Here is a 26,461-nt window from a genome sequence, read left to right as displayed (position 1 = left end):
CTCAAGTGATCTTGGAAAGCGCCTCGATCGCCTCCGCGCGGCGCGTTTTGAGTTCAGCCCGCCAGTCCACGCTCTCACCGGGCAGCTGTCCGCGTTCGACGACCACGTCGCTGAATCCGGCGTCGATGGCTCCGTGGCCGGCGGCGACGCGCCCGCCGAGGTGGCCGCGGCTAGTGAAATCGGTGAGAACACTTCGCATGAACGCGACCTGCAGATCGGTGGCGTTGGCCAGACGCACCCAGGTCTGCAGGCGGGTGCCGGCGGGGAGAGTTTCGACCTCGAATCGGCCCAGGGGGCTGGTGTCGTCGTCGCTATCGCCCCGGGCGGGGGCCTCGGCGGTGTTGGTGCGGTGATCGGCCAGGTGGCTGAACGATTCATCGGCGATGGCGTAGACAGCCGGCAGTGCCTTCGTGCGGGGTGGGCGGGGCAGGATGTGGGCAAGTTCGGCCACCTCGGGCAGGACCTTGCCGACGGTGAGCAACCCGGACATGATTCGGCCGGAGGCCGCGCCACCGAACACGGCGATCTGCGGGAGCAGCGCTTTGAGGTGGCGTTCGTCCTCGTCGGTGAATGGCGTTGCGGACTTGCTGAGCCGGCCGCCGTTGGTCAGCAGATGTGCCGCGGGTACAGGTAGCGCGGCGTCCTCGTAGTCGAGGACCGCCGCGGTGAGCTCCTCGCCGATCCGGCGCAGGACGCCGCGGAAACTGCTGCCGGACACGATCGGCACCTGCAGCAGGTCGCCGTCCGGGGTGATGATCTTCTCGGTGCGAAACGATGCGGTGGTGTCGGTGCCGGCGGAGTCATTGTCTGAGCCGCGGTGCACGATCGAGGACAGCGCCACGATGTCGATATCCCAGCGAATGGTGTTGAGGCTCATGGCTTCCGCGCTTTCCGGTCGTCAGCGACGGCCTCGGCGATGATGCGCACCCGCAGCAGCAGAGCCGGCAGGCTGTTTTGGAACATGCGCAAGACCGGTACTGGTGGCTCGCGGAGCAGCTCGGCCAGTTCGAGCCGCCGGTCCGGGTAGCGGGGGTGCTGGACACCGAGATTCCTCAGCGCCGGTGAGGACCACCACTCATCGAGCGTGACGGCCCGCCGCGCGGCCCGGAACACCCGCCCGGGAAGGATCTCATCCCAGTAGGTTTTCCGGTACTTCTCCTCAGCGACCCAGCTGTTGTCCCAGTCGATGGAATAGTGCACCAGCAGCAGCAGCCGCTCGGCGGTGTCAGCCGCCCTGGCCGCGGCGCTGTCGGCATCCGTCATCGGCGGCGCACACTCGGGGGACTGCCCGTCCAGCTCGGAGGTTTGGCCCTGCAAGGTGAAAGACCGCAGCTCCGGGACCAACGCCTGCCACCGTCTGGTGGGCGTGAGCTCGTCGGTCATGGGCGTCAGCGTATCGGCCAGTGGCGCCACCATCGGCGAACCCAGCCGGCACCCGGCGTTATGTGGCGGCGCTGCTGACCGGGGCAGTGAGGACCTTGGCCGCACTCCATAGCGCCGTCACCGTCCGCCACGGCTGCAGCCCCGTCCAGGCGGCAATAAACCGCTGCCAGTCCTGCTTGGGCTGTGTGGCCAGCAGGGGATAGGGCGGCATCTCGCGCAGCAGCACGCGGTCGATCTCCATGGCGATCTGGCGTCCATTGGTGGACTTGCTCGCGCGTGCCCTTACCCAGTCGGTCACCACCGGCCGCAGCATCGCCAGGTCGGCCAGCCTGGCGGCGGCCGCGGCATCCCACGCGGTGACCAGCCCATCGGTGGCCACATGCCCCCACTGTGCGGTCGCCAGGATGTGCCGGCGGTGCGAGGTGGGCAGCACGACCGCGTGGGTGTGCGCCAGGGGACCGGCGGCCAGCACCGCGGCCAGGCCGATCCCTTTGGGGTGCTCGGTCACGGTGGCCGCGGTGATCATCATCGCCGGCACCGCAGCTGGCGATCGGCTGTAGGCCCAGGCGCACGGCACACACAGCCGGCGCGACCCGAACGGCCAGTCGTCGAAGTTGGTGAACTTCTCGCTGATGACGTGGCGGCTGGCGACTGTGGGCACATCTTCACCGCAGCGGCCGCAGCGGCCGGGTACCGGCGTCGGTGCGTCCACGGCGGGTCGACCGGCGACTACCCACGCTGTGGCGGCGGGATCAGAGAGCATGCTGGCGGCCACGATACGGGCCGATCGGTTGTCGGTGTTGCTACCGTGGACGGCACGAAACGCGCACAGGGGTTGGGAGATGGTGCAACCCGAGGCGGCTTCGGACCGGCATCGAGCCGGTTCCGGGGCCGCCTCCTGCGTTCTCGGGCCGCTGATTGTGGCGATGACCGGCGCGGATGCGTTCACCCATGGTGTCCGGTTCGGCTCCTAGACTGCATCCAAACGCCAGCAACCGGGGAAAACAGATCTGATGAGCAGCTCGAAGACACCACGACCCAACCGGGAACCGGTCGTGTTCGACGTCGAAGGCGGCGTGATCTCCTCCCGGGACCTCAAGGCCGCCCGGGAAGTCGCCGAGAGCGCGATGACCGAGCGCGAGTTCACTCGGCTGGCCAACCGCATCGCCGACGAAGCCCGCGACGAGGACGCCGGGTTGACGCGTGCTACTCGAGATCGCGATCGCGCCACCCCGCGTGATGTCAGCCATGTCGAGTCACCGCGGCTGCGCGGCGAGCTGCCCGCAGAGGGAGAATTCCGCCACCCGCTGAGTGCCCGGCAACGCAAAATCCGTTCCGCCACAAAGAATCAGGTCATCAATCGGGCGCCGGCCACCCAACGGGAAGCGGTCCGGACGCTGCTGACCAACGATGATCCCGCCGAGTGGCGACGCATCAACGGGGCTCTGCACCACGCGGCCGGCGATGTCCAGAAACTCGATGACAAGGATCGGGCCACGGTGCAGCGCCTGGACCGGGTCATCCAAAGCTACGAGCAGGCCAACGACCGCACCCACACCGTCTACGTCGCCGTGAAACTGCCTGACACCCACGGGGATATTTCCAGCCCGCGTGAGCTGCCACCGAACTTGAGCCCCGGCGCGAAAGTCACGTTCGATCAGTTCACCGTCGCCCGCCACAGCCTGCACGAGGTATCCGGGGCCGACAGCGACCGGTATCTGACATTCGAGCTGACCACCAGCCGCGGCATGTACTTCGGCCATTCCGACAGCGTCGAAGACACCACTCACGTTCTCCCACGGGGCATTTCAGGAGAGATAACGGCCGCTGAATCGGCACCATACGACAACGGCCGCGGTGGATGGGCGACCCGACTCGTCCTGCAACTGAGGGAGCAGTAGAGATGAACAACAGGGAATGGGTGGTCCACCCGAACCGATCTGAGATCGGTGACGATGAGCCGGGCCGCAATGGCCATTTCCGGTCGGTGAGCCGGCCCCGACGCCGGGCATCGCCGCCCGAGCCATGCCAGGCCCAGGTGGCGTTGCCGCGCAAGTTCTCTCACCTCGCCGGCCCGGACGGATCAAAGACGTTCAGCGCCGAAAACTGGCTGTTCGTCGTCGGCGTCGCACACACCTTCGCTCGCCTGCACACCGAGCCGGCGGACTTGCCGGCGCCGTTCGGATTCAAGGACCGTGGCCGCTGGTGGTGGTGGGACGGCACCACCAGCGACGAGTCGATCCTCGACGGGCCCGAGGCCGCCGGCTACGTCGAAGAGTATTTCCGGAAGCTGTTCCCGGGCATGGCGATCACGGTGACCGACAACCGGTGAATACACCCGCAGGGCTGGACATGCAGACGCTTCGGGCGATCGCCGCCCGCCGGCGCGGCACGTCGTATCGGCATCTGCTGGACCGCATCGCCGAGCACCTGGACAGCCACGACGGATTCGTCCCCTGGTCCGGCGGTAAAGACTCCACGGTCGTGGTCGACCTCGCCCGCCAAGTCGACCCGAATGTGCCGGTAGTGTTCTTCGACTCCGGCCTGGAGTTCCCCGAGACGCTGCACTACATGCAGGACCTGGCGCAGGCGTGGCGACTGAACTTCACAACGATCGCGGCCGAGCCGGACCTGTTGACCGTGCTGATCGCCTGCGGCGGATTCGACCACCAGGCGCCCGATCGACGACTGGGCGTCGAGCTGGCCGAGCTCATGATCCGCGGACCGGCAGCCGAGGCACACCGCCGGCACGGCCGAGGATCCCTGTGGGGCGTACGGGCGCAGGAATCAGCTGGCCGACGCATTCTCTACCGCCAGCAGCTGGCGGCAGAAACCCGTGTCCGACAAGAACAATCACGCCGCCAGGTGCGAGACGAAGCAGGCGGAGTTGTGCGACGCACCGACGGCACCGTCACCTACGGGCCCATCTGGGATTGGCAGCACAACCACGTCTTTGAATACCTCGCCGGCCGTGGAATCGAACCCAACCCGATCTACCGCAAGCTCTCCGAGCTCGGTGTGCCAGAGCAACAAATCCGCGTCGACTCCATCATCGACCCATCCAAACTGTCCAACGGACATCTCACCTGGCTGCAACTCGGCTGGCCCGATTTGTTCGATCGGCTCGCGATCGCGCTGCCACGACTGCGTGAGTGGACGTAAATGACGGTCGGAGTTGATACCCTTGCAGATGTAGGGCTGGCCACGAGGGCAGGCCCGGAAACTCCGGGAAGGGAGATCATCATGAGCGTCGGATTGGCAGCGGTGTTACCTGCTGCGTTCCGCGAGGAGGACACCATCAAGGAACACCCGTTGACTGAATATCTGTGGTCGGACCTGAAAGTGCGCCGCACAGCGCTGAGCTTGTGGGCCGAAGATCTAGCCCCAGTGCTGGGTCTAGATCTCACGCGGTACCGCACATTCGAGACCGGCGGTCGCGATCTACGCGGCGCAGCGGCCGGCATCGTCGACGAGGTCATCGCGATGGAAGCGTTCGTCGCCGGCGAAGTGGCCAGACTGATCGAGGATCAGCCGGACGCGGGCACGGTGGTGCTGCACGCAGTTCTCGACCAGAACACCTTCATCGAGCGGTACCCGCACGCTCGCACCCTGCACGCAGGCCGCCCCTACCCGATGACCCTGCATCACGTTGCTGTGGGCAGGGCCGCGGCCGAATTGCGGCGCCGCGGCCTCGAGGTCGAGGTGTACCGCGGCGATCGGTACTTCGACCTCGCCGCGGCCCGGCTCGCGGTGGGACTCGGCAAGAAAGAAACCGCGAAGCTGTTGGGGCTCAACGAAAGAACCTACAACGCATCCGAGAAAGGAACGTTGCCGGGAGCTCTCGCGACAATGAAGGACCTGCAGGCGCTCGACGACTTCATCAACAACGCGGCCGCCCGATTCGAGGTCACCGCCGGCGACGGTGGAGTGAGCGTCATCTGGGTTCTCGACGACCAGGACGAGTTCGAGAAGACCTACCCCGAGGCCCGCTTCGAGCGGTCGGGGACGCCGTACCCCGTACGGATGCTGCAGGTTGCGGCAGCTCGCCGCGTCCACGCTCTGGACGCTGCCGGCCAGCCGGCGCGGATCGCCGTCGACGACTAGGAAGGCACGAACGTGATTCACCAGATCGCTCGCACCGACACCGACGGCGGTACCGGCTGGCTGCCCGTGCCCACGCACGTGCTGTTCGATTGGGTGCTGCGCGCCGGCCCCGCGGCCGCCCTGGAATCGGCCGGACTGGCCGATCAGGCAACCCAGGTCCAGAACCTGCCAAGCGTCACCAAATCCATGGTGGCCCGGCCGCGCCGGCTCAAGCCACACGCGCGGCTGCTACGAGAGACCGACCGCGCCATGAGCGCTCTGCTCATCGAGGTCGTCAGCCACCAGTCACAAGCGAGGGACCTCCAGCAGATCGACCTCGAGATGCCGGCATGGAGGCTGTTCATCATCGGCGCCAGTGAAATTCACCGCGACTACTCCGACGCGGGCCAGCACGCTCTCTCCACCGCCATGTGGGGCAAAGAACACGCTGCATTCACCGGCGAGTTGTCCACGTTTGCCGACCGGTTTCAGCGTTCATACGACGACATGCTGTATGCCGCGCAGGTATGGGGCTACAACGACTTCCTCGCTGAAATCTCATGGGAGCCAAAGAGCGCCGATATCCAAGCCGCTCTCGATCACGTCGGCCTGACGACTGTTCCTGACGGGCAGCGGCGCCGCACCACGGCGCGCATGCGCTGAAACAACTACGAGACCTCGGTGCCTGATTCACCCCCGGGGGACCCCAGTACCCCCGGCTGCGACACGTACGAAGGCATCCTCGCCGACCTCCCACCGCAGGAGCGCCGAATCGTCCACGACGTGGTGACCAGCGGCGCCATCGAGGGCTACATGCCAGACCTGGAGTCGATCGCCCGCCTCGCCGACCTCGCCACCGGGAAGATCACCGGCGACCAGTACCGGGCCGAAATCCTCGCCCGCCTCCGATACTCTGCACCGGACGGACCGAGGACCTACCGGGGGACTGAAAGTTAGCGCACACGCGGGGTTCCGCGGCTCTGGTCCGCCGTACTCTAAAACAGCTATAAAGCCGGTCCGGCCCGGCCACCGCCCTGGAAGGGTCCGTTACCTGCGGAAACGATGCGCTGGCCTCGCTACTTGAAAAGTACTGTAAAGCGAAAGCCTCGTGCGGCGCCCCCGATACGGCCCGCTGCCTCTACGCACCGCAGAGCCCTCGAACCTGCAACGCTGATACACCTTGCCCAGCCGCGTCAGCGGGGCCAGCGGCCATCAAACCCGCCCGTCATCCCAAGGGAAATCGGCCGCCGCCATCCGGCCACGGTCGCCGCGGCGTCGTCGGTCGTCAGCGGGTCCACTGGGGTGCTGGCGCGGCCCAGTTGTTGGTCTGTGGCGCGTTCCACGCCGGCACGGGAGCCGCAGCGGATGCGATGGGTGCTGGCGTGTAAGACAGCGGGCTGTAGGAGGGCTGCGCGGCGGAGGAGCTGGCCATCCCGGATTGCCAGGGCGCGGCCGGCGGGGTGGTGGTGCCGGCTTGCCACGGCGCGACGCTGATTGGTTGGTAGGCGGGTGAGGCCTGGGCCGACTTTTGCTGGGTGCGGCGGTAGATGATTCCGGCCAGCGCGATGATGAACGGGAGGCTGATGATCAGCAGGAAGATGACTGCGGTGAGCCAGCCACCGTGGACGCCGTGCCGGGCCAGATGGATCGTGTGACGCAGGCGCATGGGTGCATCGCCCCCGATGGTGGCGGCGACGTGCTGCGCGATCCCGGGGTTATTGACCAGGTGCTGCGCGACAGATCGGATCATGACGGGCCTTTCTATTAACAACCGCTACACCTTAACCGTAGCATAGCGACGGTTAAAGTGCCAACACGTGTAGAGATGCAACGGTTACTGGCGGTTCGTCGGCGGCGTAGACGAGGCCATGGGCGCTGAAAGGCTGCTGTCACCACGAGATGCAGCGAAGATTGACAAACTGCCCAAATTGTTTAACAGCGGATTGCTGAGGCCGTTGTAGATCGCTAATTGCTTGCGGCGGTGCGTGATTCGACGGCAAGCTAGTTTGACGGCCGCGCGAGACACGCCGAATGTTTGTCAATGTAGCGCGGCGTGTCTTGTCAATCTTCGCTGCATCTCGTCAGCTGGCTGACTGGTGTGCGCGTGAGCCGGCCGCAATGAAGTACTTGGGGTGGAGGGGTGGAGGGATTGTGCTGGAAGCGGGAATCCGGCCGGGAATTCCGTCCCCCTGGGCGCGACCGGCATTGCCGTGCTGCTGCGTCGGTACTGTACGGGACCTTGCGGGGTGAAGATGGCCACCAACGCAAACATGGCCGCGACGATCGCGGCCATGTTCACGGGCTTGAAATCCACTCTAGTTGCGTTGGTGCGCAACCGGTTTCGGTCAGAACGGGTTGGTCGTGAGACGCTTGATTTCCTTGTTGACCAGGTACCCGGCCAGACCCAAGACTGCGGCCACTATGACCGAGATGGCGATGTTGACGCCCAGGCGCAGCCCGAGGCTGGTGGGGGCGTAGTCGCTGAAGTCGATCAGGGCGGTGATGGGGTCGATGGTGCCGACCAGTGCGATGGCCGCGCCGCCGTAACCGATGCCGTTCGCCACCCACTTATGAGCTTTCAGAGTGCCGATGGCGAAGAACGTGTAGGCCAGAGCTGCCCAGAATGCCAGTGACAGAACGCTGCCGATCAGTCCGCCGCCGTAGGACAGCAGGAGCACCAGCAGGGCCACAACGATGTAGCTGATCAGCATGAATTGGTCGGGGGACTGCCGGAAGGCCTGGAACCAGGGGGCCTTGATCAGTTCACCGTCCATGCCGCGCTTCATCAGCCGGGTGAGGAAGGTGTTGCCTTTGCCGATGAGGTTGCTGGCCAGTTCGCCGGGGCTCTGCGGGGTGGCGCCGGGGCCTGGATTGGTGGGGTAGGGGCCCAATGGGTATAGGAGGCCAGACTGCGGCGGGGGGCCAGACTGTGGCGGGGGGCCACCGAATCCTCCAGCGGGGTGCTGTGGTCCGGGGGCGCCCGGCCACTGCTGCTGCGGTCCGGGGGCGCCCGGCCACTGCTGCTGCTGCACTCCGGGACCCTGTGGAGGCTGGGGTGCTCCATATTGCGGGGCGCCGTACGGCGGGGCGGAAGGAGCCGAGGGGACCGGCGGTGAGGGCGGAGCGGGGGCAGCTGCCGGCGGCGGTGTCCACTGCTGCGGCGCTGGATTCCAGGTGGGCTGCGGGCTCGGCGGGACCGGCGCGGACTGAGGATTCGGAGGCGCGGGGGCCTGCCACTGGGGAGTCTGAGGCGGTGCCGCGTGCGGGTTGACCTGCGATGTTGGGGACTCTGGTGAGCCGGTACTGAACGGGGTCACCAGGGACGTCTTGTCGGGATCGGCGTGCGCGGCCGGGGTCACCATGGATGTTTCGTCGGGGTCGGCGGCCATGTTGTTGTCGCTCATAGGCCTCACGTTAGTGGCTCCGGCAAGAGGTTACCGACACCTCTTTGGTGGGCGGCGGTAGGAGCGACGAGGAATCCGAAAGTGAAGCACCCCCCGCTACGGAATAGGTGCAGCCATCCTAGGTGTAGCGATGCTACTGTTTTCGTATGTCGTCACCCGCCACTGGACTCACCAGCTCAAGCCCGGTCGACGATAATGCGCCGACACTGACAGTGCTGATCGGTTCGTCTGTCGCGCATGCGATCGATCCTGACCAGGCGCCCGTGGTGATCGGTCGATGGGTCGATCCTGCAACTGCCTCAGCAACGTCCTCGGACACGCCTCCGGCTGACATTCCCGTTGTGGATTACCGGATTTCGCGCCAGCACCTGGTGCTGTCGCTGCGTAACGGCCGCTGGTTCGCGACCGACCCGGGCAGCAGGAACGGAACGTTCATCAATGGGGAGAAGGTCGACGAGTTCGAGATTCCCGAGGATGACGAAATCATCGCTCACCTGGGCAATCCGGCCGCGGGTATTCAGATCACGTTCAGCCGCAGCGATGCTGGCGTCGTGTACGCCGGAGCTCAGTTCGCCGCGGCGCGCCGACAACTCAGGCTTTCCCAACGTGCCCTGGCCAGTGACGGGGTCATCAACGCCGGTGCGCTGATCGCCTTCGAGAAAGGCCGATCGTGGCCGCGCAAGTCCACCCGCGAAAAGCTCGAGCAGGTCGTGCATTGGAAAAAGGGCACGATCGAAAAGTTGCGCTGGGAATATGCCCACGGTGGGCAGACCACCGCGGCGGCCAGCGCACCGGTGCTTGCTGCTGTGCCTGACCCGGAAAAGACGGTGGTGGTGCCCCCGTCGCCGTCGCCGGCGCGAGAGGAGACCGGCACATCGGCGATCGATCCGGGATTCTTGGCCCAGTGGGCCAGTCAGAATCTGGCGCAGGCCCGCGCCCACCGCGCTGAACTGCCACCGGCATCGAAACCCGCCTACCAGCCCGCGGTGGCCCGGCTGATTGGCGAGCTGGCATCGCTGGAATTGCTGGTGCACAACGCTTCTGCCACTCCAGAGCTGCGGCCGATGTTCATGCAGGTCCGCAACGAGCTGCGTGAGGTGATGCTGGCAGCGGCCGAATCACCCTCGGCGACGTCGGGTCAGCGGCTGTTCGCCATTCGCGACCGGGATCGGCTCAGCGTTGAGGACGCGGCAAAACTCGCGGGGGTGCCTGCGGAGAGCGTGCGGGCGTTCGAGACCGGTGGCGCGGTGCCCGCCACCGACAAGGCTGTTCTGGAGAATTTTCTGGCTTCGCTGCAATAGTTCGCAGTGCCCCGTCCGCGCAGCCCGCGGGGCGGCTTCCAAGGGGGAAAGGGATTTGATGCGTAATCGGGGGACCGGCCTTGTGATGGGTTCGATCGCCGCAGCGCTGGCCGTGGCGGTCACCGCTGGCTGTGGCTCGACGATGGACGGGACGGCGACGAAGTCGACGTCGACGTCCGCGGCTGCCGGCGCGGTCGACGCCTCGCAGCTCGATCACGGCAACTATGCGATCGAACCGCGCCAGGCGCTAGGTGAGGCAGGCAAGCCCGAGGTCGGCGCCCTGTTGGAGGCGCAGCGGCTCGCCAACTACGTGACCGGCCCATGGGAGGTCGACGCGGCGCTCACGGCGCCGCTGGCTTTTGGCATTGGGCCGGGCTCGCTGGCTCTGCCCGGTGGGGCCAAGGCGCTGGCCACGTTCTTCTCGCCGGATCAGAACCAGGCCATGGCCCTCGACGGGTACGTCAACGGGTTCGCCACCGCTCGGGCTGTCAAGGACCAGAAGCAGCTGATGAACGTCGTGCTGCGGTTCACCGATCCGGCGGCGGCCTCGGCCGCGGCCACCAGCATCGCCCAGGCGCAGATCGCGCATCCGATCCCGCTGCCCCCGCCGATCCCGACCACCTCGATCGCTATCCCGGGGCATCCGGAGGCGGTCGCCACCACGCACATGTTCGAGGACAAAAACATCGGCCAGACCTGGACGGTGGTGGATTCGTTCACCCCGCACGGGCCGTTCGTCTTGATGCAGCGGGCCCAGCTGATCGGGCCGGTGGACGGTGTGACGGCGCTGGTAGCCAAGACACTGGACCTGCAGGGTCCGGCGATCGACCAGTACAAACCTGTTGACCCTGCGCAGTTCGCGTCGGTACCGCGCGATCCCAGCGGTCTGCTGGCCCGGGCCATTCCGGTGCCCAAGGGCCGCGGCACGCCGAACAGCAACATGACCTTGGATGTGCACGGGCTGCTCAATTTCGACGGCGACCCGGTGGCCTCGACCAAGATGTACGCCGATGCCGGGGTGGACCTCGGGGTGAGTGCCGGAGACTTCGTGTACCGGGCCAAGGATGCGGCCGCGGCGACGGGCCTGGTGAATGCCATGGTCGCCAAGATGCAGGCCGACGGGCCAGTAAACGAGACGGTGCCGAACCTGCCGGGCAGCCATTGCCAGAAGGCCACCGACGGCAAGAGCGTGACCTGCGTGGCGGCGGCGGACCGGTACGTCTACCAAATCGACGCCCACACGCTCAAGGACGCCCAACAGCAGGCTGCGGCGCAGTACCTGCTGCTGACCGCGAAATGACCATCGGCTGCCGGTGGGCATGGGGGCTGCTCGCCGGTGCCATCGCGCTCACCGTTACCGGTTGCACCACAGTGATGAGCGGCGCCGCGGTACGTGATCCGGGCGTCACGCCGGGTGCGGTGGACCCTGCGCTGCTCAATGCTGCCAACTATCCAACCCATGCCCGACCCCCGCTGGGGGCCGCTGGCGATTCCACCATCGGCGCCCTGGTGGAGGCGCGGCGGATGGCCGACTACATGACCGGGCCGTGGGAGGTCGATCCGGCGCTGCTCACGCCGATCCTTTTCGGTGAGGCTCCGGCGGCGACGCCGTTGATGTCCGACGGCACCGGTTTGATCCTGTCGCGCGGTTCGTCGCAGGCCGAGGCGCTGGGCCGCCTTGGCCTCATCAATGGTTACGTGACCGGCCGCGAGGTCACCGGCCAGCGTCTGCTCACCAATGCCGTGCTCCGGTTCGCCGATCCGGCCGCAGCAGCGGCCGCGGCCGCGGAGCTGATTCACGCCAACCCCCGGCCCGACTTTCTTCCGCCGGCCGCGCCGCCGGTACCTTGCCCCATCCCCGGCCATCCCGATGCGCAGGGCGCCAGCCAAACCATCGATGCCGCGGACCATCAGAGATGGACCACGGTGCAGGCCTTCACACCTCATGGCCCGTTTGTGCTGTTCCAGCAGGCCGATTTGATCGGCAGCGTCGATGACGCGGCGCGGCTGGTCGGCAAGACCCTCGACTTGCAGGGCCCACTGATCGACACGTTCGTTCCCACCGACCTGACGCAGTTCGCCGCCTTGCCTCGCGACCCCAGTGGAATGCTCGCGATGGCGCTGCCGCCGCCCGGTGACACCGACGCGGTGGCGACCAACATGACGGTGGGGCCGCGGGGGATGCTCAACCTGCTCAGTAACCCGACGAAGACCGGCAAGGTGTATGCCGACGCCGGGGTGGACGCGTCAGTGCAGGCGGCGGGTTGGCTGCATCGAGCGCGGGACGCGGCCGGTGCCGCCGCCCTGCTCGCTGACGATGTGAAGAGCCTGCGCGAAGACGGGTCGGTCGCCGACGCTGTGCCCAACCTTGCGGGCAGTGCCTGCCAGAAATCGACCGACAAATACAGCGGTGACAGTGCGTTCACGTGTGTGGCGGCACGCGGCCGGTACGAGTTCAGCGTGTATGGCCATGTGCTCAAAGACGTGCAGCAGCAGGCCGCCGCGCAATACCTGATCCTGGCGGCCGCATGAGACCCCCACTGACTCTTCGCCGGCTGCTGGCCCGGATCACCGCGGTCGGGGTATCGGCGATTCTGCTGGCGGGGTGCACGACCGTGATGGACGGCTCCGCGACGCGCGATCCGGGCTTCAAACCGGGCGATGTCACCCGGGCGTTACTGCAGACCGGCAACTACCCCACCGGCATCAGAAACGCGCCGGCACCCAGTGTGGCGTTGTCGCGCGTGATCGAGGCGCAGCGGATGGCCGAGTACGTCATCTACCCGTGGGAGGCGTATCCGACGGCAACCACGTTGGATGAGTTGGGCACCCGCGTGATCCTGTCTCCGGAGGCCCTGGGTGTGCAGATGCCCGGCGGCGTTGCCCCGGATATCGTGCAGGCCAACGGGTTCCTCAACGGTTTCACCACCTCGCGCGGGACACCGAAGGACGCACCCGGAGCGCACATGGCGGTCAACGTCATCGTCATGCGGTTCCCCGGACCCGATCAAGCGAACGCCGCGCTATCGGCCTTGGTCGCCAAACAGCCGCCGCCCGAAGGCAGCACCGGGGCACACCCAATCCCGATTCCCGGACATCCGGAGGCCTCGGCCACCGCGGTCGTCCTCAACAGCGGGCGGCCGTCGGTGGACTCGCTGAGCGCGCACGGCCCGTACGTGTTCAACGTGTTCACCCAGACCGATGACACCGCAGAGGCGGCGGCCGCGGCGATCGGCAAGGCCCTGGATTTGCAGGGCCCCAAGATCGACCAATTCCAGCCCACCGACCCAGCCCAGTGGCCAACGCTCAACCCCGACCCGACCGGACTGCTCGCGCGATCGCTACCGAAAAAGGACGCCACGGTCAACGACGGAGTGTGGACCACCGCGGCATTCCTGCATTTTTCGGCCGGCAGTTCGCTCGACGGGCCGCAGGAGGCCACTGACCGGTTCGCCAAGTTCGGCATCGACCGCATCGTGCAAGGCAAGAGCATCTTCTACCAGGCCAAAGATGCTGCTGCGGCAACGGGTTTCGCCGAACTGGTCGCCAAAGACTTCGCCGACGGCAACGAACAGAAGCCGACTGTCCCGGGGTTCCCGGGGGCCAAATGCTTCACTATCAAAGATCCCGGCGAGTTCTCGGATCGGTTTGAGTGCGTGGCCACCGCGGATCGGTACGTGGTCACGGTGTTCGCCAAGCAGAGCGCGGATGCGATTCAACAGATTTCTGCCCAGTACCTCATGCTGGTCGCGAAATAGTAAAGGGCGGCAATGACTTCCAGCGGGTTCCAGCCAGGTGATGTGGTCTCGGGCTACCGGATCGAAGGTGTGCTCGGTCACGGCGGCATGGGCGTCGTGTACAAGGCCGCCAACCCCACGCTGCCGCGCAGCGATGCGTTGAAGATTCTCGATGCCGGCCTGTCCCGCGACGGCACCTTCCAGGCTCGCTTCGAGCGCGAGGCCTCGGTGGCCGCCCAGCTCAGCCACGCCAACATCGTGGCCGTGTACGCGCAGGGCAAGACCGAAGGCGGCCAACTGTGGATCGCCATGCAGCTCGTCGCGGGCACCGACGCCGGCGAAGTGCTCGCCAAGGGCGGGATGACCGCGGGCCGAGCCGTGCACATCATCACCGAGGTCGCCAAGGCCCTGGACTACGCGCACCGGCGCCTCATCGTGCACCGCGACATCAAGCCGGCCAACTTCCTGCTCGCCCCCGATGAGCACGACGCCGACGAGGAACGGGTGTTCCTCGCCGACTTCGGTATCGCCCGGGCCCTCGACGACGCGGTGCAACTGACCACCGACGGCACGGTGATGGCGTCGGTGGCGTACGCCTCCCCGGAGGCATTGGCCGGGGGCGTCGTCGACTACCGCTCGGACATTTACTCCTTGGGTTGCTCGCTGTACACCCTGCTGACCCGCAAGTCCCCGTTTGCGGGACTGCCTGGCGGCGTGTCGGCGATTATGGCGGCGCACTTGCAGGCGCCGCCGCCGCGCGCCACCGACGTGGTGCCAGAGCTGCCCCGTGCCATTGATGCGGTGATCGCCAAAGCGATGGCCAAGAATCCGGCCGAGCGCTACCAGTCGGCGAAAGAGTTGGCGGCCGCGGCCGCGGCCGCGATCAACGACCCCACGATGGCCATCCCGCGATCGACGGCGACCCAAGAATGGTCGGCCCGACCCCAGACGGGTCCGGGTGGGCCGTCCGGGCCCATTCCGCCGGCGTATTCCAGTGGGCCGCGGCCCCTTCCGTTCCCGCCGACCGATGGATACAACATTTCGCAGGGGCCGACCCAGCCTCGCGGACTGGTCGGTCCCCCCGGACCGGGCGGCCCTTACGGCCCGGGCGCTCCCGCCGGGCAGGGCGGCTTGCCGGCCCCGGCCCCGGCCCCGGGCCCGGGGCGCAGGAAGCGGCTGATCATCGCCGGGGCGGTGCTCGCGGTCATCGCTCTGGTGGTGGGCGTGGGAATGGTGTTCTATGCCGCCGGGCCTTCGAAGGCGCCTTACACGGCCCAGACGTTCAACCATGTGCACGGCAGCACCGAGATCAAGGAGGCCCCGACGGCGATCGCGGCGATCGGCCCGGGTGATGCTGATGCGGTCCTGTCGCTGGGGGTGCAGCCGGTGGCGATCGGCGGGGTGAAAGCCGATCCTCCGTCGTGGATGCAGGACAAGATCACTGGCAAGCCGGCGGTCATGAATTTCGTTGACACCAACACGATTAAGGGCGCGCACCCCGATGTCATCATCGCCACCGGCGACATCGACGACGCGACCTACCAGCGCCTGTCGGCGATCGCCCCGACGATCACCCGCCCTTCGGATACCAGCGCGGTATGGAACTGGCAGACCCAGCTGCAGTGGATCGGCAAGATCGTCGGCCGCGACCACGACGCCACCGCGCTGATCACCCAGGTTGGGGCCCAGCAGACCGACCTGAGGAATCAGAACGCCAAGCTGGTCGGCAAAACCGTCTCGGTGCTGAACTACTCCGACGACGGTGTCACCCAGACGCTGACGCCATCTTTCGCGGCGGATTTCCTGGCCGGTTTGGGCTTGAACTACGACAACAAGCTGGTACGCCAACCCGACGACAAGGGACCGACGCGGGTGCTGGCCGATCAGGCCAAGCTGTACTTGGTCCAGACCAACCTCGTGATCGTGGTGCGCACCGACAAGGCCGCCGGCGGCGGCGGGCAGGCAGGCCTGCCGGGGGCGTTGACCGCCAACCCGGGCCTGATCGTCGTCGACGACCCAGGCACAGTTGCGGCGCTGGCCGACCCGGGCGGCTACCTAGCGATTCAATACCTTGATCGCAAGTTAATCCCCGAATTGGCCAACTACAGCTGACGCTGACATGCGTGAAAACTGTTACCTGACTAGCGATATCGGTCTCGGCGTCGCGCGCCGTCCGGTTGAGGGATGCAAGCTCGATGGAGGCTGATGATGCAGACGACCGTAGGTCGGCGGCCTCTGAGGGGCGAGCACCGATTTGGGCCACGTGGACCCGCAGCCAGCGCCTGTGGTTTGGGGCGTTCGTCGTCTTTCTGTTCGCGGTCGTGGTGCCATTGGGGTCGATGGCCACCCATGACTCGAGCACATTGATTGGGCGCGGTGATGTTGTCGAACCGGGGCGGGGCCGCGATGTCGTTTACGTCCACAACGATGATCCGCAAATCCGTTGCACTGCCACCACATCCGGTGGCGAGTCCCTGACGCTGGCGCCTTTCGTAGGCGCAAACCGCCGGGAATCGCTTGGGTCGCGTCGAAACGCTACGAAGTATTGGGCGGTCGCCGTCCTACCGACAGACCGCGGCCCACTGCGTATTTCGTGCTCTTCGGACGATGCGGTCCTGTGGATCAGCGCCCCGCGCGACAACACGTGGCTGTACATCTTTTTTTCTGTCATGGGCGCGGTGACGGTCGCCATCACGGTCGTCGCTGTCATGCTTCGCAGGCGCCAAGCTCGTTGAATAACCTCGACGGTGCCCATCGGCATTGCCGCGACCATCGCGACGAGCTGGCCGCGAGCATCCGCTGCGGGTGCTTTCACTGCGGCCGAACTTTCCCGCCAGGGGAGGTTGTCGACTGGATCGACCCGGCCCCGCAAATCGCCGCCGAGTCCGGCCGGCGCGGCCAGACCGGATTATGCCCACACTGCGGGATCGACGCCGTGATCGGGGACGCGGCCGGCTACCCGTTGACGCCGGAGTTTCTGGAAGGTATGCGCGCCCAATGGTTTTGAGCGATTCGGCCGGTTCAGCGCGGTGGTGGATTTTCGCTGGCTTTGCCGCCCTCGTGGGCGACATCGGTTTGGTGGCGTGGGGCTGGGGGCGGGATCAGTGGTGGGTGGAGGAGGCGCGCCACCACTGCAAACAGTCCGACTTTCCGCCACTGCCGAACAACTCACCGCTTGGGTGGACGGTATTGGTGTCGATCGGGCTCGCGGTCCTGGCTGTACTGGTGGGCGCCGTCCTGTACGCCCGGGCCGCCCGCAGCTGCGCAACAGCCCGCGTGGGAGCAGTGCTGGTGGTGCTCTGGGCGGTCGTGGTGGCGCTGGGATTACTGATCCCCGGACTGATTCTGATCGAGCCGCGGAATCTGTCCACCGGCGTCGATGGCAGCGGCCTGCCCTGCCCTTTCGGCTAGTCCGGACTGGTGCCGTGTCGCACGCTGCCCGGCGGACGTCGGCCGTCCGCACCGGGCTAGGTTGAGCCGCGTTGCGCCAGAGGCGATTTACCGCCCCTCACATTCTCGATGAGCGGCGGTGCGCTCTCGGTGCGACCGAGCCGGCAATAGGACAGCCGGACTCTGGTGCCCTCCGGGGCGCTTGAGAATTGGTGTCGGGCAGTGTCCTGAACTCGCGGGACAATCGATGAGGAGGCCACACAACGGGTCAGTATTGGGGGAGAAACTGCCATGGTGGACAACCACATCCGAGTGCGGCCATGAGCGCGCTACCGAAGCCTGAGGGCTGGAAGAACCGAAGTGTGCTGTTCTCGATCGGCATGGCCGTGATCGGTTCGTTGTTCGCGTACTTCGGGTATATCGCGATCAATGCAGCAGGCGAGTCGCATTGGTTGGCCACACTCATCGCACTGTGTGCGGCGGTGGCGTTCGGCATCATGACCGTCGGGTTGATTGTCCTGTTCACGGCGTCAAACAAGCTGCGTGGCAGTTTCGACGAGTCGGGCACCACGCTCGATGCTGTTCCGGCCCAGCCGTGGGCGGTCGTGATGTGCGTGGCGTTGGCCCTCAGTGGAGGGCTGTATCTGTTGTTCGGGTCGCAGGTGCATGACGACCTGCCAACCGCGAGCAGCCGAGACGCCGGCCGCCTGATCGTCCTGGTCATCATCAGCGTCATCGGTGCGGTGATGATGCTGCGGAACGTCATCAAGGGCAGGCCCACCCTGATCCTCGCGCCGGAAGGGATCGCCTACTCGCTCCCCGGGGATCGGACCTTCACCATCGTCTGGGATGACATTGTCGACATCACCAGCACTCCGCTGACCAAACGTGGAAAAGGCATGCGCCCCATCGTTTTCGAATGCAGCGACGGTACCCGGCAGATCATCGCGAGCGCCAACACCTGGGTACCCGGTGGGACCGGTCTGTACTGGCTGTGCCGCTTCTACTTCCAACATCCGGCCGAGCGCGGCGAGCTCGTTAACGGTGTGGCCTTGGAGCGACTGACGTTCGAGCGGATCCCCGCGGCGTGAGCTCATTGGGCGGGCCGGCAGCTTCACGGCGCCGAATTGGCCGAGTAGACAGTACCCGGATGGAGCTATCGCCGGTGACTGAGTGGCCGTAGGCGGCAACGTGTTCGAGCTGTCCGGGGTCCGATGGCCGCGACTCACTTGGGCCACGCGAGAGACAAGCCACCCACCACAGTGAAAGGCAGAAGAAGATGAAGCGATTTGTTGTCACGGCCGCGGTGTGTGCTGCCGTGTCCGGTGCTGTTCTCGCCGGAGGGGCCCCGGCGTCGGCTGATACCCCGAAGAAGCCCTATCCCGACATCAGTCGCTACACCAAGCTCGACTTCGAGGGCTTCCGGATCGACGGCAAGCCAGGGGTATGGTTCTCCAGTCTAAACGGATTGAACTGCGGTATCTGGGAGGACGGCAGCTTCGGCTGCACCGGCTCTATCCCGGGTGCACCGGCGGGGACCAACCAGATCGGCTGGTTCACCGGGGATACCGAACCTCATTACGATTCGACGGCCCAACTTCGCTTTGTCGCCGGCGGTCCACAGCGGGTGTTGCCGCCGAACAGCTTCATCAAGTACGGGAGCACGACGTGCGCCACCACCCCCGCTAACGGTGTCTACTGCGATGGGTCCTACTACGCCCAGTTCCTGGTCAACCCGGACGCGAGTTGGCTGGGTAATCCCGGCTACTGAGCGCATCGGCGCGCGGAACGTAGATCGCCTGCCGCCCAACGTGTCTGGGAAAAATGAGGGGGAACAGACTGCATGGCATGGAACGACCTCTTGCGAAGCCGGCCAAGTCGTGGCGTGGCCGCTGTCGGGGCCACGATATGGCTCGTCACTGTCCCCGCGGCGGCAGCGTCCCCGGCCCGAGTTCCACACAGCCGCGACATGCTAGTGCCGCTGGAGCAGGTGCAGTCCATCGTCAGCGATGGCGGCGGACCCACGTTGCACGCAAACCCCCTCGAGGACCGCACCAGCCCGTGGGTCGACCACAGCAGGGACACTGAGCTGTCGGCACCGTGCCGACACTTTGCCAACGAGGACGAGGCGTTCGGCAGCACGTGGGTGAACTTCGCCTCCACCCGCTACAGCGGATCAAGCAATGTCGGTGTGTCGCAACACATCGCCGTGTATCCCGACGCCGATACCGCCCGCCGGGTCTTCGGGGCGCTCACTGCTGCTGCACGGCAATGCCAGCTTCACCCGTCGCCCGGTGTGCTTGACGCCGGCGACACCCTGACCGAACCAGACGCGGTGACGCTGATGGCGCGGTACGCCGAGACCGTCAACGGACCGGGTAGCGTAAGCGTGTATGCGCTGCGCGCACAGGTGCTGGTCGAAGTCGGTGCACCGCACTTGTCGACAGACCCGCGGATTGCTCAGGCGGTGCTCGCACTGATTACTCAGAAGATTCCGGCGTGATAGCGAGGACGATGTCCATGACCCGAGCGGCCGCGATGGTCGCGGCCCTGCTCGCTGCGGCGTTGGTCGCCGCCGGCATCGCCCTGGCTGATACCGGTACCAGCTACGGCGCGACATACGACGTCTCGACCACAGTGATCGATCTCGGTACCCGATGGCACGTCAACGTCGGCCAGCTCTCGGGCGGAAATGACGCTGTGGCAACAGCATTCAACAATGCCAGCGTGGCATCCGGCCGAACTATGGGAAGCCTGCTCGACGGCGACGACGTCGATCGTGACCACGCGACGTTTGATTCCACCCCGACCGTGAGCTTTCGGCCCACTGCGATCGCGCAGGTACTCCATGGCGCCTACTACCACCAGGGCGCAGCCCATCCGCTGAACTACGTCACCACCATCGTGATCGACATCCGCACCGCCACACCGATCACCCTCGACGACCTGTTCGTCGATACCCAGGCCGGGCTCCGCCGCGTCTCCGAGCAGACCAAGAAAATCTGGCCCACCGTGTATCGGCGGCCGATGAGCGATGAGCCAGGCAACGCGCCCGCCGAGAAGAACTTCCACAGCTGGATTCCGACCGCCGTAGGAATCGAAATCCATTTCGAAGACGGTCAATTCGGTCACGGTTTACCGGTGATCACGTGCCCTGGTCGCAGGTGAGCGACCTGCTGGCGCCTGACATGCGGGTGCTCGCAGTATGACCGAGTGCGACGGTACGCCACATTCCTCGGGGGTCCAGCGCGAGCCGGTGCGGAACGACGTCATCAGCGCATTGCGACAGGCCGTCGCCGCGATCGAGGCCACCAGCACCGAGCTACCGCGCGACCGCGTCGCGGCCGCCCGGGCGGTACGCCGAACGCCACCGACGCGGCGTCCGTCGACACCAAAAAGGATGCCCGACGGCACCTGGCCGCCCGTGACCTACCAGGGCATGCCCGAAGGCGATGACTGGATGAACAACCTCCCGGCTTGGTATCACCACGGCGAGAGAGGGTTTGACCGCCGGATTATGGAGGAGCTCGCCGCCGCGGGTGTGCCGTGCTATACGGTCAACCAGCTCGCCGACCATGTCCGGTTCGTCCCGCAAGGGATCCCCATCTTCCTTGACTGGCTCACCCATCTGGAAGAACGCATCCCCGGTCCGGAAACCGATCACCGCAATGCCGTTCGTATCGGCCTGATCCGCGGCCTCGACGACATCGCCAACCGCGGCAACAGGGAATCCATCGACCTGCTGGCCGCTCAGCTCCGGCGCCGACCGCCGATACCCCGGCGGGCAGCGGACTGCGCGCAGTTCGCGCTCGCCCGCATCGCGACCGTCAAAGACTTCCCGACCATCGCGGCGCTGCTCGTGGAGATGCCGCCGGAGGTGGCACGCGGTGATTTCATCGAATACATGGGCCGGGTGAAAACCCCTGAGGCGCAAGAGATCGTCTTGACTTGGCTGGACACCGAATGGACATGGTTCGCGCTGCGGGCATTGATTGCGATGAAGGCCCGCGGCGTGCGTGAGCGGATCGCGCCTTACGTCGACGATGCGAACTCCGATGTGCGCAAGTACGCCAAACGTGCTTTGGAACGCTTGGCTGACTAGCCGGCGTGTCCACGCAGGACGCTATGGGGTCGGTTCTTTGTCGCGTTGATGATCGTGATGTCGACGGGCTGGCCTGCACCGGCGTCACGATCGTGGGCGGGCCGGTCGCGGCCAACCACGATGTCCGCCTGCACACGGCGGGCCTGCCCGTGTTGGGGGCGCCACCGAGGTCCACTACGCATCCGGTGATGTGGGGCGCGCGTGCGCTTCTTCAATCCGAGCGTGTGGCTAGGTGACTTTGCCGACCTGGTAAGTGCCGTGATCGTCGACGACGGTGACCTCTACGGAGTGCGGCGCACCGTTTACCGACAGGGAGCAGCGGAACTTGGTTCCCTGATCCCCCGAGGGGTCGTGCCCGTCGTTGCACGCCACCCCGCTGACGCCGCTGATGCCGTATCCGGTGTTCGGGTCGGTCAGGATGTGCTGCACGCCCTCTTGGACTTTGGACACGTTCAGCTGCCGCGTGACGAAAAAGCCGGGCTTCCAGAAGCCTGTGACACCGATCGCGGCGACAGCGATCACCGCGGCGCCGGCGGCGCCGATGAGCCAGACGGGGCGGCGCCGGCCAGAACGTGTCGCGATTACCGGGGTGAACTCGAAGCTACCCGGCGCAGGTTCGGCCGCTGCCGATTGCTGCGGGTGCAGGTAGCCCGGGTTGGGCGAGTAACCGGCGGGGGCGCCACTGGGCCCGGTGGGATACCCGGGTGCCGGCTGGTATCCGGCGCCCTGCGGGTAACCGCCGTACTGCTGCTGGTGGCCGCCGGCGGGCGGGTAGCCCGGAAACCCAGGGGCGGGTGCCGGTGACGGCGGTGTCGCAGATGGTGCGGCGGCTTCCCACGGCTGGGTGTAGTTGTCGGTGGGCCGGTGCACCACCGAGGTCGCCTCCGGGTCCACGTGTGGTGCAGGGTCGGCAGCTGCCGGCGCTGCAGCAGGCGGCGTCGCGGCTGCCGGTGGGGTGGCGACCGATGCCGGCGCGGATGGTTCGGCGGGAGCCGGTGATGCGGGCGTCGGCAGGGTGGCCGGTGGGCGTTGGATGTGGGTGGTCTGCTCGGGGTCGTCGATCGGCCACAGGCCTGTCGATTCGAATGCCACGGCCGGACCATTCTCCGGATTCGCGCCGCTGCTTCCCTGTTCTGGTGCGCTCATCGCACAGTCCCCTTACCTCGTACTCGGACCAGGCCCGAGTTCCCCCTGCGTGGTTGCCGTGTGAGCGGCCGCCGGTGTGTCGCCCCTAACTGTGGCATATGCCGGCGGCCGCTCGCGTGCGCGTTGCTGGTTAGCGTGGCCCGGCGATTTTCTGGCTGATGTCGCGGGCGATGGCCGATCCGGTGGTGCCGACGTTGACGGCGCAGGCCCGCACGTCGATCACGACGTTGCTGCTTGAGGTCATGGCGCGTTCACACTGGCGCGATCCCACAGCGGGCGGGGTAAGCACGATGGTGTTCACCCCGTCGGTGGTGGCCACGGCGCCCAAGGTGGCGTGGTCACTCTTGCCGCCGTTGGGGGTGATCGTGAGATCGGTGTTGGCGCAGCCTTGCCACTGGCTCAGTTGGCTGTCGACGAACGCTTTGGCGGCCTCTGGAGTGCGGAAGGTGCCCAGCGTCTGCACGAATTTGTGGGCGCCGGCACTGTCGTTGACGACCTGCTGAACGAAGCCGGTGAATCCGCTGCCACTCCACGCCTGTGAGGCGCCGGGGACGGCGGCGCCCGAGCATTTGAACGGGCTGACATCGATATCACTCATGGGCTGTTTGCCCAAGCCCACGGGCTGCATGTCGGCGCCCCCGAATCGCGTCGAGAGTGCGTCCGCTGTCGCCAGATAGGACTGCAGGTCGGCCGGGTCTACGGGCGCAGCGGCTTTCGGCGGCGCGCTGGGTGCGGGCGTGGCTGCGGCGCCGGGTCCTGGTGCGGCCGCGCTGGGAGCGGGTGCGCTGCTGGTGGCGGTGGTGCTCGGTGGTGGCGGGCTCGTGGTTGTGGCGCTGGAGGTGGCCGAGCTGGTGGTGGAGGACTGCCCAAGCAGTTTGTCTGAGATGGGTGTCCAGAAGTAGAACCCGGCGCCACCGACAGCCAGGACAACGACAACGGCCACCGCGGCGAGGATGCCCTTTTTGGAGCCGCCGGATTCGGTTGCCGGGGTGGGCATTTGGGGTGTTTGCGGCTGACCGTAGCCGGTGAATGGGGCGCCCGGCGCCTGCCCCGGCGGGGTGGGGGGAACCCATCCGCTGGGGCTCGGTTGGGCGGTGGGCTGCTGCCATGGCTGTGCCTGTGCGCCGGTCTGCGGGACAGCAGGTGGTACCGGGGCGGAAAACGGTGGCTGAGTGCCGGGCCAGGCGGACGTTTCTTCTGCGTCGCTGTTGCGGTCGTAGCTCATGGCGTTAGCTTGCCTTACGTCGGTGGGGTTCGGGTGCAGGAATGTGTGCGTCCCCCCGCCGGGGTGTTCACCGACGGGGGGAGCGGGGCTGGGCCTTAGGCCTTCTGGCTGGAAAGTTGATCGGAGAGCGCATTGGCCAAGGCCACGCCCTTGCCGTGCGCCGAGCCGGTGACGCACGCCATGACGTCGATGATCGCGTTGCCGTAGCCGGCGACCGCACGCTCGCAGGACTGACCGTCCTCGGCGTTGCGCTGCACGATCGACAGCACCGTCTTGTCGGCGTTGAGTTCGGGATCGCCCAGGGCCCACTTGCGCGGGCCTTCCGAGTCGTGTCCGGTGATCGTGACGCCGGCGCACGCCTTGAACTGCGCGACAGTGGCTTTCATCTGGGCGGCGACGTCCTGCTTGCCGGCCATGACCACGACGGCCTGGGTGATGCGAATCTCGTCCTTGGCGTCCGCCAGGATGTCCTTGACCACCGTGTCCGGTGTGGCCTTGTAGGCGCCGGAATCAGCCGGAGAGTAGGCGGCGATGCAGGACGATGGCGAAATGTCGGCCGCCCCGTCGCCCAGCTTGGACGAGGTCGAGATTTCCTTGAGGGGTCCGGTCCCCAGGGCCGCGGCGACCTGCTTGGGCGACAGCAACACCGACGCCGTGTCGCCGCCGCCGTTGGTGGTGTCACTGCCGGTGCTGTCATGGTTGCCGTTGCCGTAGCCGGTGAACGTCGGCAGCGGCGCGGACGGTGCGGCGGCAGCGGTACCGCCGGCCGCGGTGGCGGCCATGCTCGCCAGGACGGCGGCGGTGGCCAGGCGGACCACGGTGCCGCGGCCGGTGGCCTTGGTGCGGGTGCTGGTGGTCCGGATGGTCTTGGCGGTGGTGGTCATGTGGTGGCCTCTCTCGGGATCAGTAACCGTAGCGTTGACACACTCTAACCGTAGCAACGCTACAGATGCAAGAGCGGCGGGAACCTTTCTGTCCCATTCCCCTCAAATAGCCCCATAACCTGCAACAACATGGACAGCAGTAGGCGCTATGCGGGAGGTCACCGGTCGTCAAGATGCTCGACAAAAGGCTCAATGACCGCGATACCGCTGCAGTTACTGGCTTAAAATCTGCGATAACGCTATGGTTTAGCTGGCGACGAACCGCAGCACGGAAGGGGGGCCTGGCGATGGGGGACAGTGCGGCCACGGTCGGACCCGACCTGATGGTGACCTACGACGGCCACACCTCGATCCGGCACGCGGCCGATGGCGCGTTCATCGTTGGCCGCGACCAGCGGCCCTCAGTCCTGTCAGTCGAGCACTTCGCGGTATCGCGGGTGCACGCCCGGCTGATCCCCGGCGAGAAACAGTGGTGCATGGTCGATTACGAGAGCCGCAACGGCATCTACGTCGACGGCGTCCGGGTCCGGCACTCGACGCCTGTCGTCGATGGAATGACGGTGCACCTGGCCAGCCCCAAAGGCATCGCCCTCACGTTCCGCTATGTCCGCCCCGAAGACATCACCGCCCCGGCGGCGACCCGCTCGGCTGCTGCCGACGCTCCGGCCGGGGAGGCAACGCCGGCCGAGGAACCGGAGTTGACCCGCTACGAGCGGGCCACCGCGCAACTGGAGGAAGTGATCAAAGACGTGATGGTGGTGCCGGCGGTAGACCATCCGCGCGCCGCCCGCACGATGCTGCGGTTACTGCAGCGGCTGGGGCAGCTGCGACTCGAGTTCGCCGGACTGGCCGTCGACGAGGACATGGGTGAGGCGCGTGCCCTGCTGACATGCGTCGAGGCCATGTACCACGGCTTGGTCATCCGAATGTCGGTGTGCGCCTAAGCAAGTACACGGTACGACCGGGGCGTCACAGGCCCCAGCGTCACCACCATCGGCGCGCGTGAACAAGCGCATCAGCGACCATCGCGACACCGGCGACCAGAAACAGCAGGCGAACCCCGAGCGGCCCGTACCGCGTGAGGCCACGTACGAGCCAGCGCTGGAGTCGATCGGCGTGCCTGCTCGCACGAGTTGACAGCCCGAGCAACACCACGCACGGCAGCACCGTGAGCGCCGAATACACCACCACGATGACCGGCCACGCCGGCGGCAGTGGGTGCATCGCCGAGATCATCGCCAGCCCCGCCAAATAGGGAACCGCTGTGGGCGCCTGCCCGAGACCGATTGCCGCGCCCAAGAATCCGAGCAACCATGGACGCTCACGCATTGCCGCCAGCGCCCATCCCGGAGCCGTGGTGTGCGCCGTCAACGGGACGAAGGCCACCACGATCAGCACCAGTCCAAGCGCGAGCTCGCCCCACAACCGGACCGTGGGCGTCAGGTGAAACGTGGTCAGATCAGCAAGTAGCCCCAGGCCGAGCACGACGCCCAGGCCAAAGAGGGTCGTCACGGCCAGGAGCCCGACGATGAAGCTCACCCCACCCGGCAGCGCCGACTGACGATTCAACCGGCTGCCGTAGATCACTGCCGAGACGACGCCGATGTTCAACACGTTGACCGAATCCAGGAGCGCCAGGCCCGCCAACGACAGCAGCAGCGCAGTCATCGACGTCGCGTCCCCCCGAGCCCCATCCGCCCAACCCTACGACGCACCACGCTCGGCCACGAACCGGCCGTTCACGCAGCCCGCGGGCACCAGCCGCCAGCTAACGATCCACTCGCCGCTGACCTTCGATTGAAGCGT

28 protein-coding genes are annotated in these 26,461 nt (G+C 66.6%); 19 read left to right on the top strand and 9 right to left on the bottom strand.

The genetic code is table 11. From position 1 onward, the window contains the following. Position 1 precedes the first annotated feature (1 nt). The 3 genes from VXD91_RS16465 to VXD91_RS16455 are packed head-to-tail and all read right to left on the bottom strand — an operon-like array spanning position 2 to position 2,044. On the bottom strand, positions 2-877 hold the full coding sequence (locus VXD91_RS16465; protein WP_293016957.1) for an RAMP superfamily CRISPR-associated protein: 876 nt from the start codon (positions 875-877) through the stop codon (positions 2-4). Continuing rightward, entirely contained in the window at positions 874-1,383 is a 510-nt protein-coding gene (locus VXD91_RS16460) for a hypothetical protein (protein WP_293016956.1), read from the bottom strand. Before VXD91_RS16460 ends, VXD91_RS16465 begins: the two co-directional genes overlap by 4 nt. A gap of 58 nt (positions 1,384-1,441) precedes the next feature. Then, positions 1,442-2,044 carry a hypothetical protein gene (locus VXD91_RS16455; RefSeq protein ID WP_346415923.1) on the bottom strand — a complete coding sequence of 201 codons (603 nt, stop codon included), beginning with the start codon at positions 2,042-2,044 and terminating at the stop codon, positions 1,442-1,444. A gap of 352 nt (positions 2,045-2,396) precedes the next feature. On the opposite strand from VXD91_RS16455, the gene VXD91_RS16450 reads away from it, so the two are divergent. The 6 genes from VXD91_RS16450 to VXD91_RS16425 all read left to right on the top strand — a co-directional run bounded on the left by VXD91_RS16450 (position 2,397) and on the right by VXD91_RS16425 (position 6,423). After that, a complete protein-coding gene (locus VXD91_RS16450; RefSeq protein WP_293016954.1) occupies positions 2,397-3,284 on the top strand; it encodes a hypothetical protein in 888 nt (295 codons plus the stop codon). A 2-nt stretch (positions 3,285-3,286) separates the two neighbouring features. Continuing rightward, positions 3,287-3,715 carry a hypothetical protein gene (locus VXD91_RS16445; protein ID WP_293016953.1) on the top strand — a complete coding sequence of 143 codons (429 nt, stop codon included), beginning with the start codon at positions 3,287-3,289 and terminating at the stop codon, positions 3,713-3,715. After that, positions 3,712-4,545 carry a phosphoadenosine phosphosulfate reductase family protein gene (locus VXD91_RS16440; protein WP_293016952.1) on the top strand — a complete coding sequence of 278 codons (834 nt, stop codon included), beginning with the start codon at positions 3,712-3,714 and terminating at the stop codon, positions 4,543-4,545. The genes VXD91_RS16445 and VXD91_RS16440 overlap by 4 nt, the downstream gene beginning before the upstream one ends. A gap of 81 nt (positions 4,546-4,626) precedes the next feature. After that, the gene (locus VXD91_RS16435) at positions 4,627-5,487 is read left to right on the top strand and encodes a hypothetical protein (RefSeq protein ID WP_293016951.1); all 861 of its coding nucleotides are present in this window, start codon (positions 4,627-4,629) and stop codon (positions 5,485-5,487) included. A 66-nt stretch (positions 5,488-5,553) separates the two neighbouring features. Further along, positions 5,554-6,129, top strand: a complete 576-nt coding sequence (locus tag VXD91_RS16430) for a hypothetical protein (RefSeq protein WP_346415921.1) — start codon at positions 5,554-5,556, stop codon at positions 6,127-6,129. Between the two features lie 18 nt (positions 6,130-6,147). Beyond that, the gene (locus VXD91_RS16425) at positions 6,148-6,423 is read left to right on the top strand and encodes a hypothetical protein (protein ID WP_293016949.1); all 276 of its coding nucleotides are present in this window, start codon (positions 6,148-6,150) and stop codon (positions 6,421-6,423) included. Positions 6,424-6,751: 328 nt separating this feature from the next. On the opposite strand, the gene VXD91_RS16420 is transcribed toward VXD91_RS16425, so the two are convergent. Next, a complete protein-coding gene (locus tag VXD91_RS16420; RefSeq protein WP_293016948.1) occupies positions 6,752-7,216 on the bottom strand; it encodes a hypothetical protein in 465 nt (154 codons plus the stop codon). A 595-nt stretch (positions 7,217-7,811) separates the two neighbouring features. Further along, the gene (locus tag VXD91_RS16415) at positions 7,812-8,870 is read right to left on the bottom strand and encodes a hypothetical protein (RefSeq protein WP_293016947.1); all 1,059 of its coding nucleotides are present in this window, start codon (positions 8,868-8,870) and stop codon (positions 7,812-7,814) included. Between the two features lie 146 nt (positions 8,871-9,016). Here VXD91_RS16415 and VXD91_RS16410 point away from each other — a divergent pair, with 146 nt between their 5' ends. The 12 genes from VXD91_RS16410 (at position 9,017) to VXD91_RS16355 (ending at position 21,400) form a co-directional block, all read left to right on the top strand. Then, positions 9,017-10,171, top strand: coding sequence for an FHA domain-containing protein (locus tag VXD91_RS16410; RefSeq protein WP_346415920.1), 1,155 nt, complete (start codon positions 9,017-9,019; stop codon positions 10,169-10,171). A gap of 58 nt (positions 10,172-10,229) precedes the next feature. Beyond that, a complete protein-coding gene (locus tag VXD91_RS16405) occupies positions 10,230-11,471 on the top strand; it encodes a hypothetical protein (protein ID WP_293016945.1) in 1,242 nt (413 codons plus the stop codon). A gap of 74 nt (positions 11,472-11,545) precedes the next feature. Beyond that, positions 11,546-12,703: a hypothetical protein gene (locus tag VXD91_RS16400; RefSeq protein ID WP_346415918.1), complete on the top strand. Its 1,158-nt coding sequence runs from the start codon at positions 11,546-11,548 to the stop codon at positions 12,701-12,703. Beyond that, positions 12,700-13,929 (top strand): hypothetical protein, encoded by a 1,230-nt coding sequence (locus VXD91_RS16395; protein WP_293016943.1) that lies wholly within the window; start codon positions 12,700-12,702, stop codon positions 13,927-13,929. The genes VXD91_RS16400 and VXD91_RS16395 overlap by 4 nt, the downstream gene beginning before the upstream one ends. A 12-nt stretch (positions 13,930-13,941) precedes the next feature. Next, entirely contained in the window at positions 13,942-16,020 is a 2,079-nt protein-coding gene (locus VXD91_RS16390) for a serine/threonine-protein kinase (RefSeq protein WP_293016942.1), read from the top strand. Positions 16,021-16,639: 619 nt separating this feature from the next. Further along, entirely contained in the window at positions 16,640-16,915 is a 276-nt protein-coding gene (locus tag VXD91_RS16385; RefSeq protein ID WP_293016941.1) for a cytoplasmic protein, read from the top strand. Further along, entirely contained in the window at positions 16,906-17,319 is a 414-nt protein-coding gene (locus tag VXD91_RS16380; protein WP_293016940.1) for a hypothetical protein, read from the top strand. Before VXD91_RS16385 ends, VXD91_RS16380 begins: the two co-directional genes overlap by 10 nt. Before the next feature lie 299 nt (positions 17,320-17,618). Next, a complete protein-coding gene (locus VXD91_RS16375) occupies positions 17,619-18,389 on the top strand; it encodes a hypothetical protein (RefSeq protein ID WP_293016939.1) in 771 nt (256 codons plus the stop codon). 188 nt (positions 18,390-18,577) lie between these two features. After that, positions 18,578-19,069, top strand: a complete 492-nt coding sequence (locus VXD91_RS16370; protein WP_293016938.1) for a hypothetical protein — start codon at positions 18,578-18,580, stop codon at positions 19,067-19,069. A 198-nt stretch (positions 19,070-19,267) separates the two neighbouring features. Then, positions 19,268-19,801, top strand: coding sequence for a sensor domain-containing protein (locus tag VXD91_RS16365; protein ID WP_293016937.1), 534 nt, complete (start codon positions 19,268-19,270; stop codon positions 19,799-19,801). A 17-nt stretch (positions 19,802-19,818) separates the two neighbouring features. Continuing rightward, complete coding sequence (locus VXD91_RS16360; protein WP_293016936.1) at positions 19,819-20,466, top strand: DUF3298 domain-containing protein; 648 nt, start codon at positions 19,819-19,821, stop codon at positions 20,464-20,466. A gap of 37 nt (positions 20,467-20,503) precedes the next feature. Next, on the top strand, positions 20,504-21,400 hold the full coding sequence (locus VXD91_RS16355) for a HEAT repeat domain-containing protein (protein WP_293016935.1): 897 nt from the start codon (positions 20,504-20,506) through the stop codon (positions 21,398-21,400). A 228-nt stretch (positions 21,401-21,628) separates the two neighbouring features. Here the strand turns inward: VXD91_RS16355 and VXD91_RS16350 are convergent, their stop codons facing one another. The 3 genes from VXD91_RS16350 to VXD91_RS16340 form a co-directional block, all read right to left on the bottom strand. Next, positions 21,629-22,546 (bottom strand): DUF4333 domain-containing protein, encoded by a 918-nt coding sequence (locus tag VXD91_RS16350; RefSeq protein ID WP_293016934.1) that lies wholly within the window; start codon positions 22,544-22,546, stop codon positions 21,629-21,631. 130 nt (positions 22,547-22,676) lie between these two features. Further along, positions 22,677-23,543, bottom strand: coding sequence for a sensor domain-containing protein (locus VXD91_RS16345; protein ID WP_293016933.1), 867 nt, complete (start codon positions 23,541-23,543; stop codon positions 22,677-22,679). Between the two features lie 323 nt (positions 23,544-23,866). After that, on the bottom strand, positions 23,867-24,655 hold the full coding sequence (locus VXD91_RS16340) for a sensor domain-containing protein (protein ID WP_293016932.1): 789 nt from the start codon (positions 24,653-24,655) through the stop codon (positions 23,867-23,869). 287 nt (positions 24,656-24,942) lie between these two features. Here VXD91_RS16340 and VXD91_RS16335 point away from each other — a divergent pair, with 287 nt between their 5' ends. After that, on the top strand, positions 24,943-25,599 hold the full coding sequence (locus VXD91_RS16335; protein WP_293016931.1) for an FHA domain-containing protein: 657 nt from the start codon (positions 24,943-24,945) through the stop codon (positions 25,597-25,599). Positions 25,600-25,639: 40 nt separating this feature from the next. On the opposite strand, the gene VXD91_RS16330 is transcribed toward VXD91_RS16335, so the two are convergent. After that, positions 25,640-26,323 (bottom strand): GAP family protein, encoded by a 684-nt coding sequence (locus VXD91_RS16330; RefSeq protein ID WP_293016930.1) that lies wholly within the window; start codon positions 26,321-26,323, stop codon positions 25,640-25,642. Positions 26,324-26,461 lie beyond the last annotated feature (138 nt).

It is taken from the genome of Mycobacterium sp. SM3041, from assembly GCF_039668335.1.
Classification (GTDB): domain Bacteria; phylum Actinomycetota; class Actinomycetes; order Mycobacteriales; family Mycobacteriaceae; genus Mycobacterium.
Note: the sequence above shows the minus strand (reverse complement) of the source record. Positions and strands in the feature narration are given on the sequence as shown.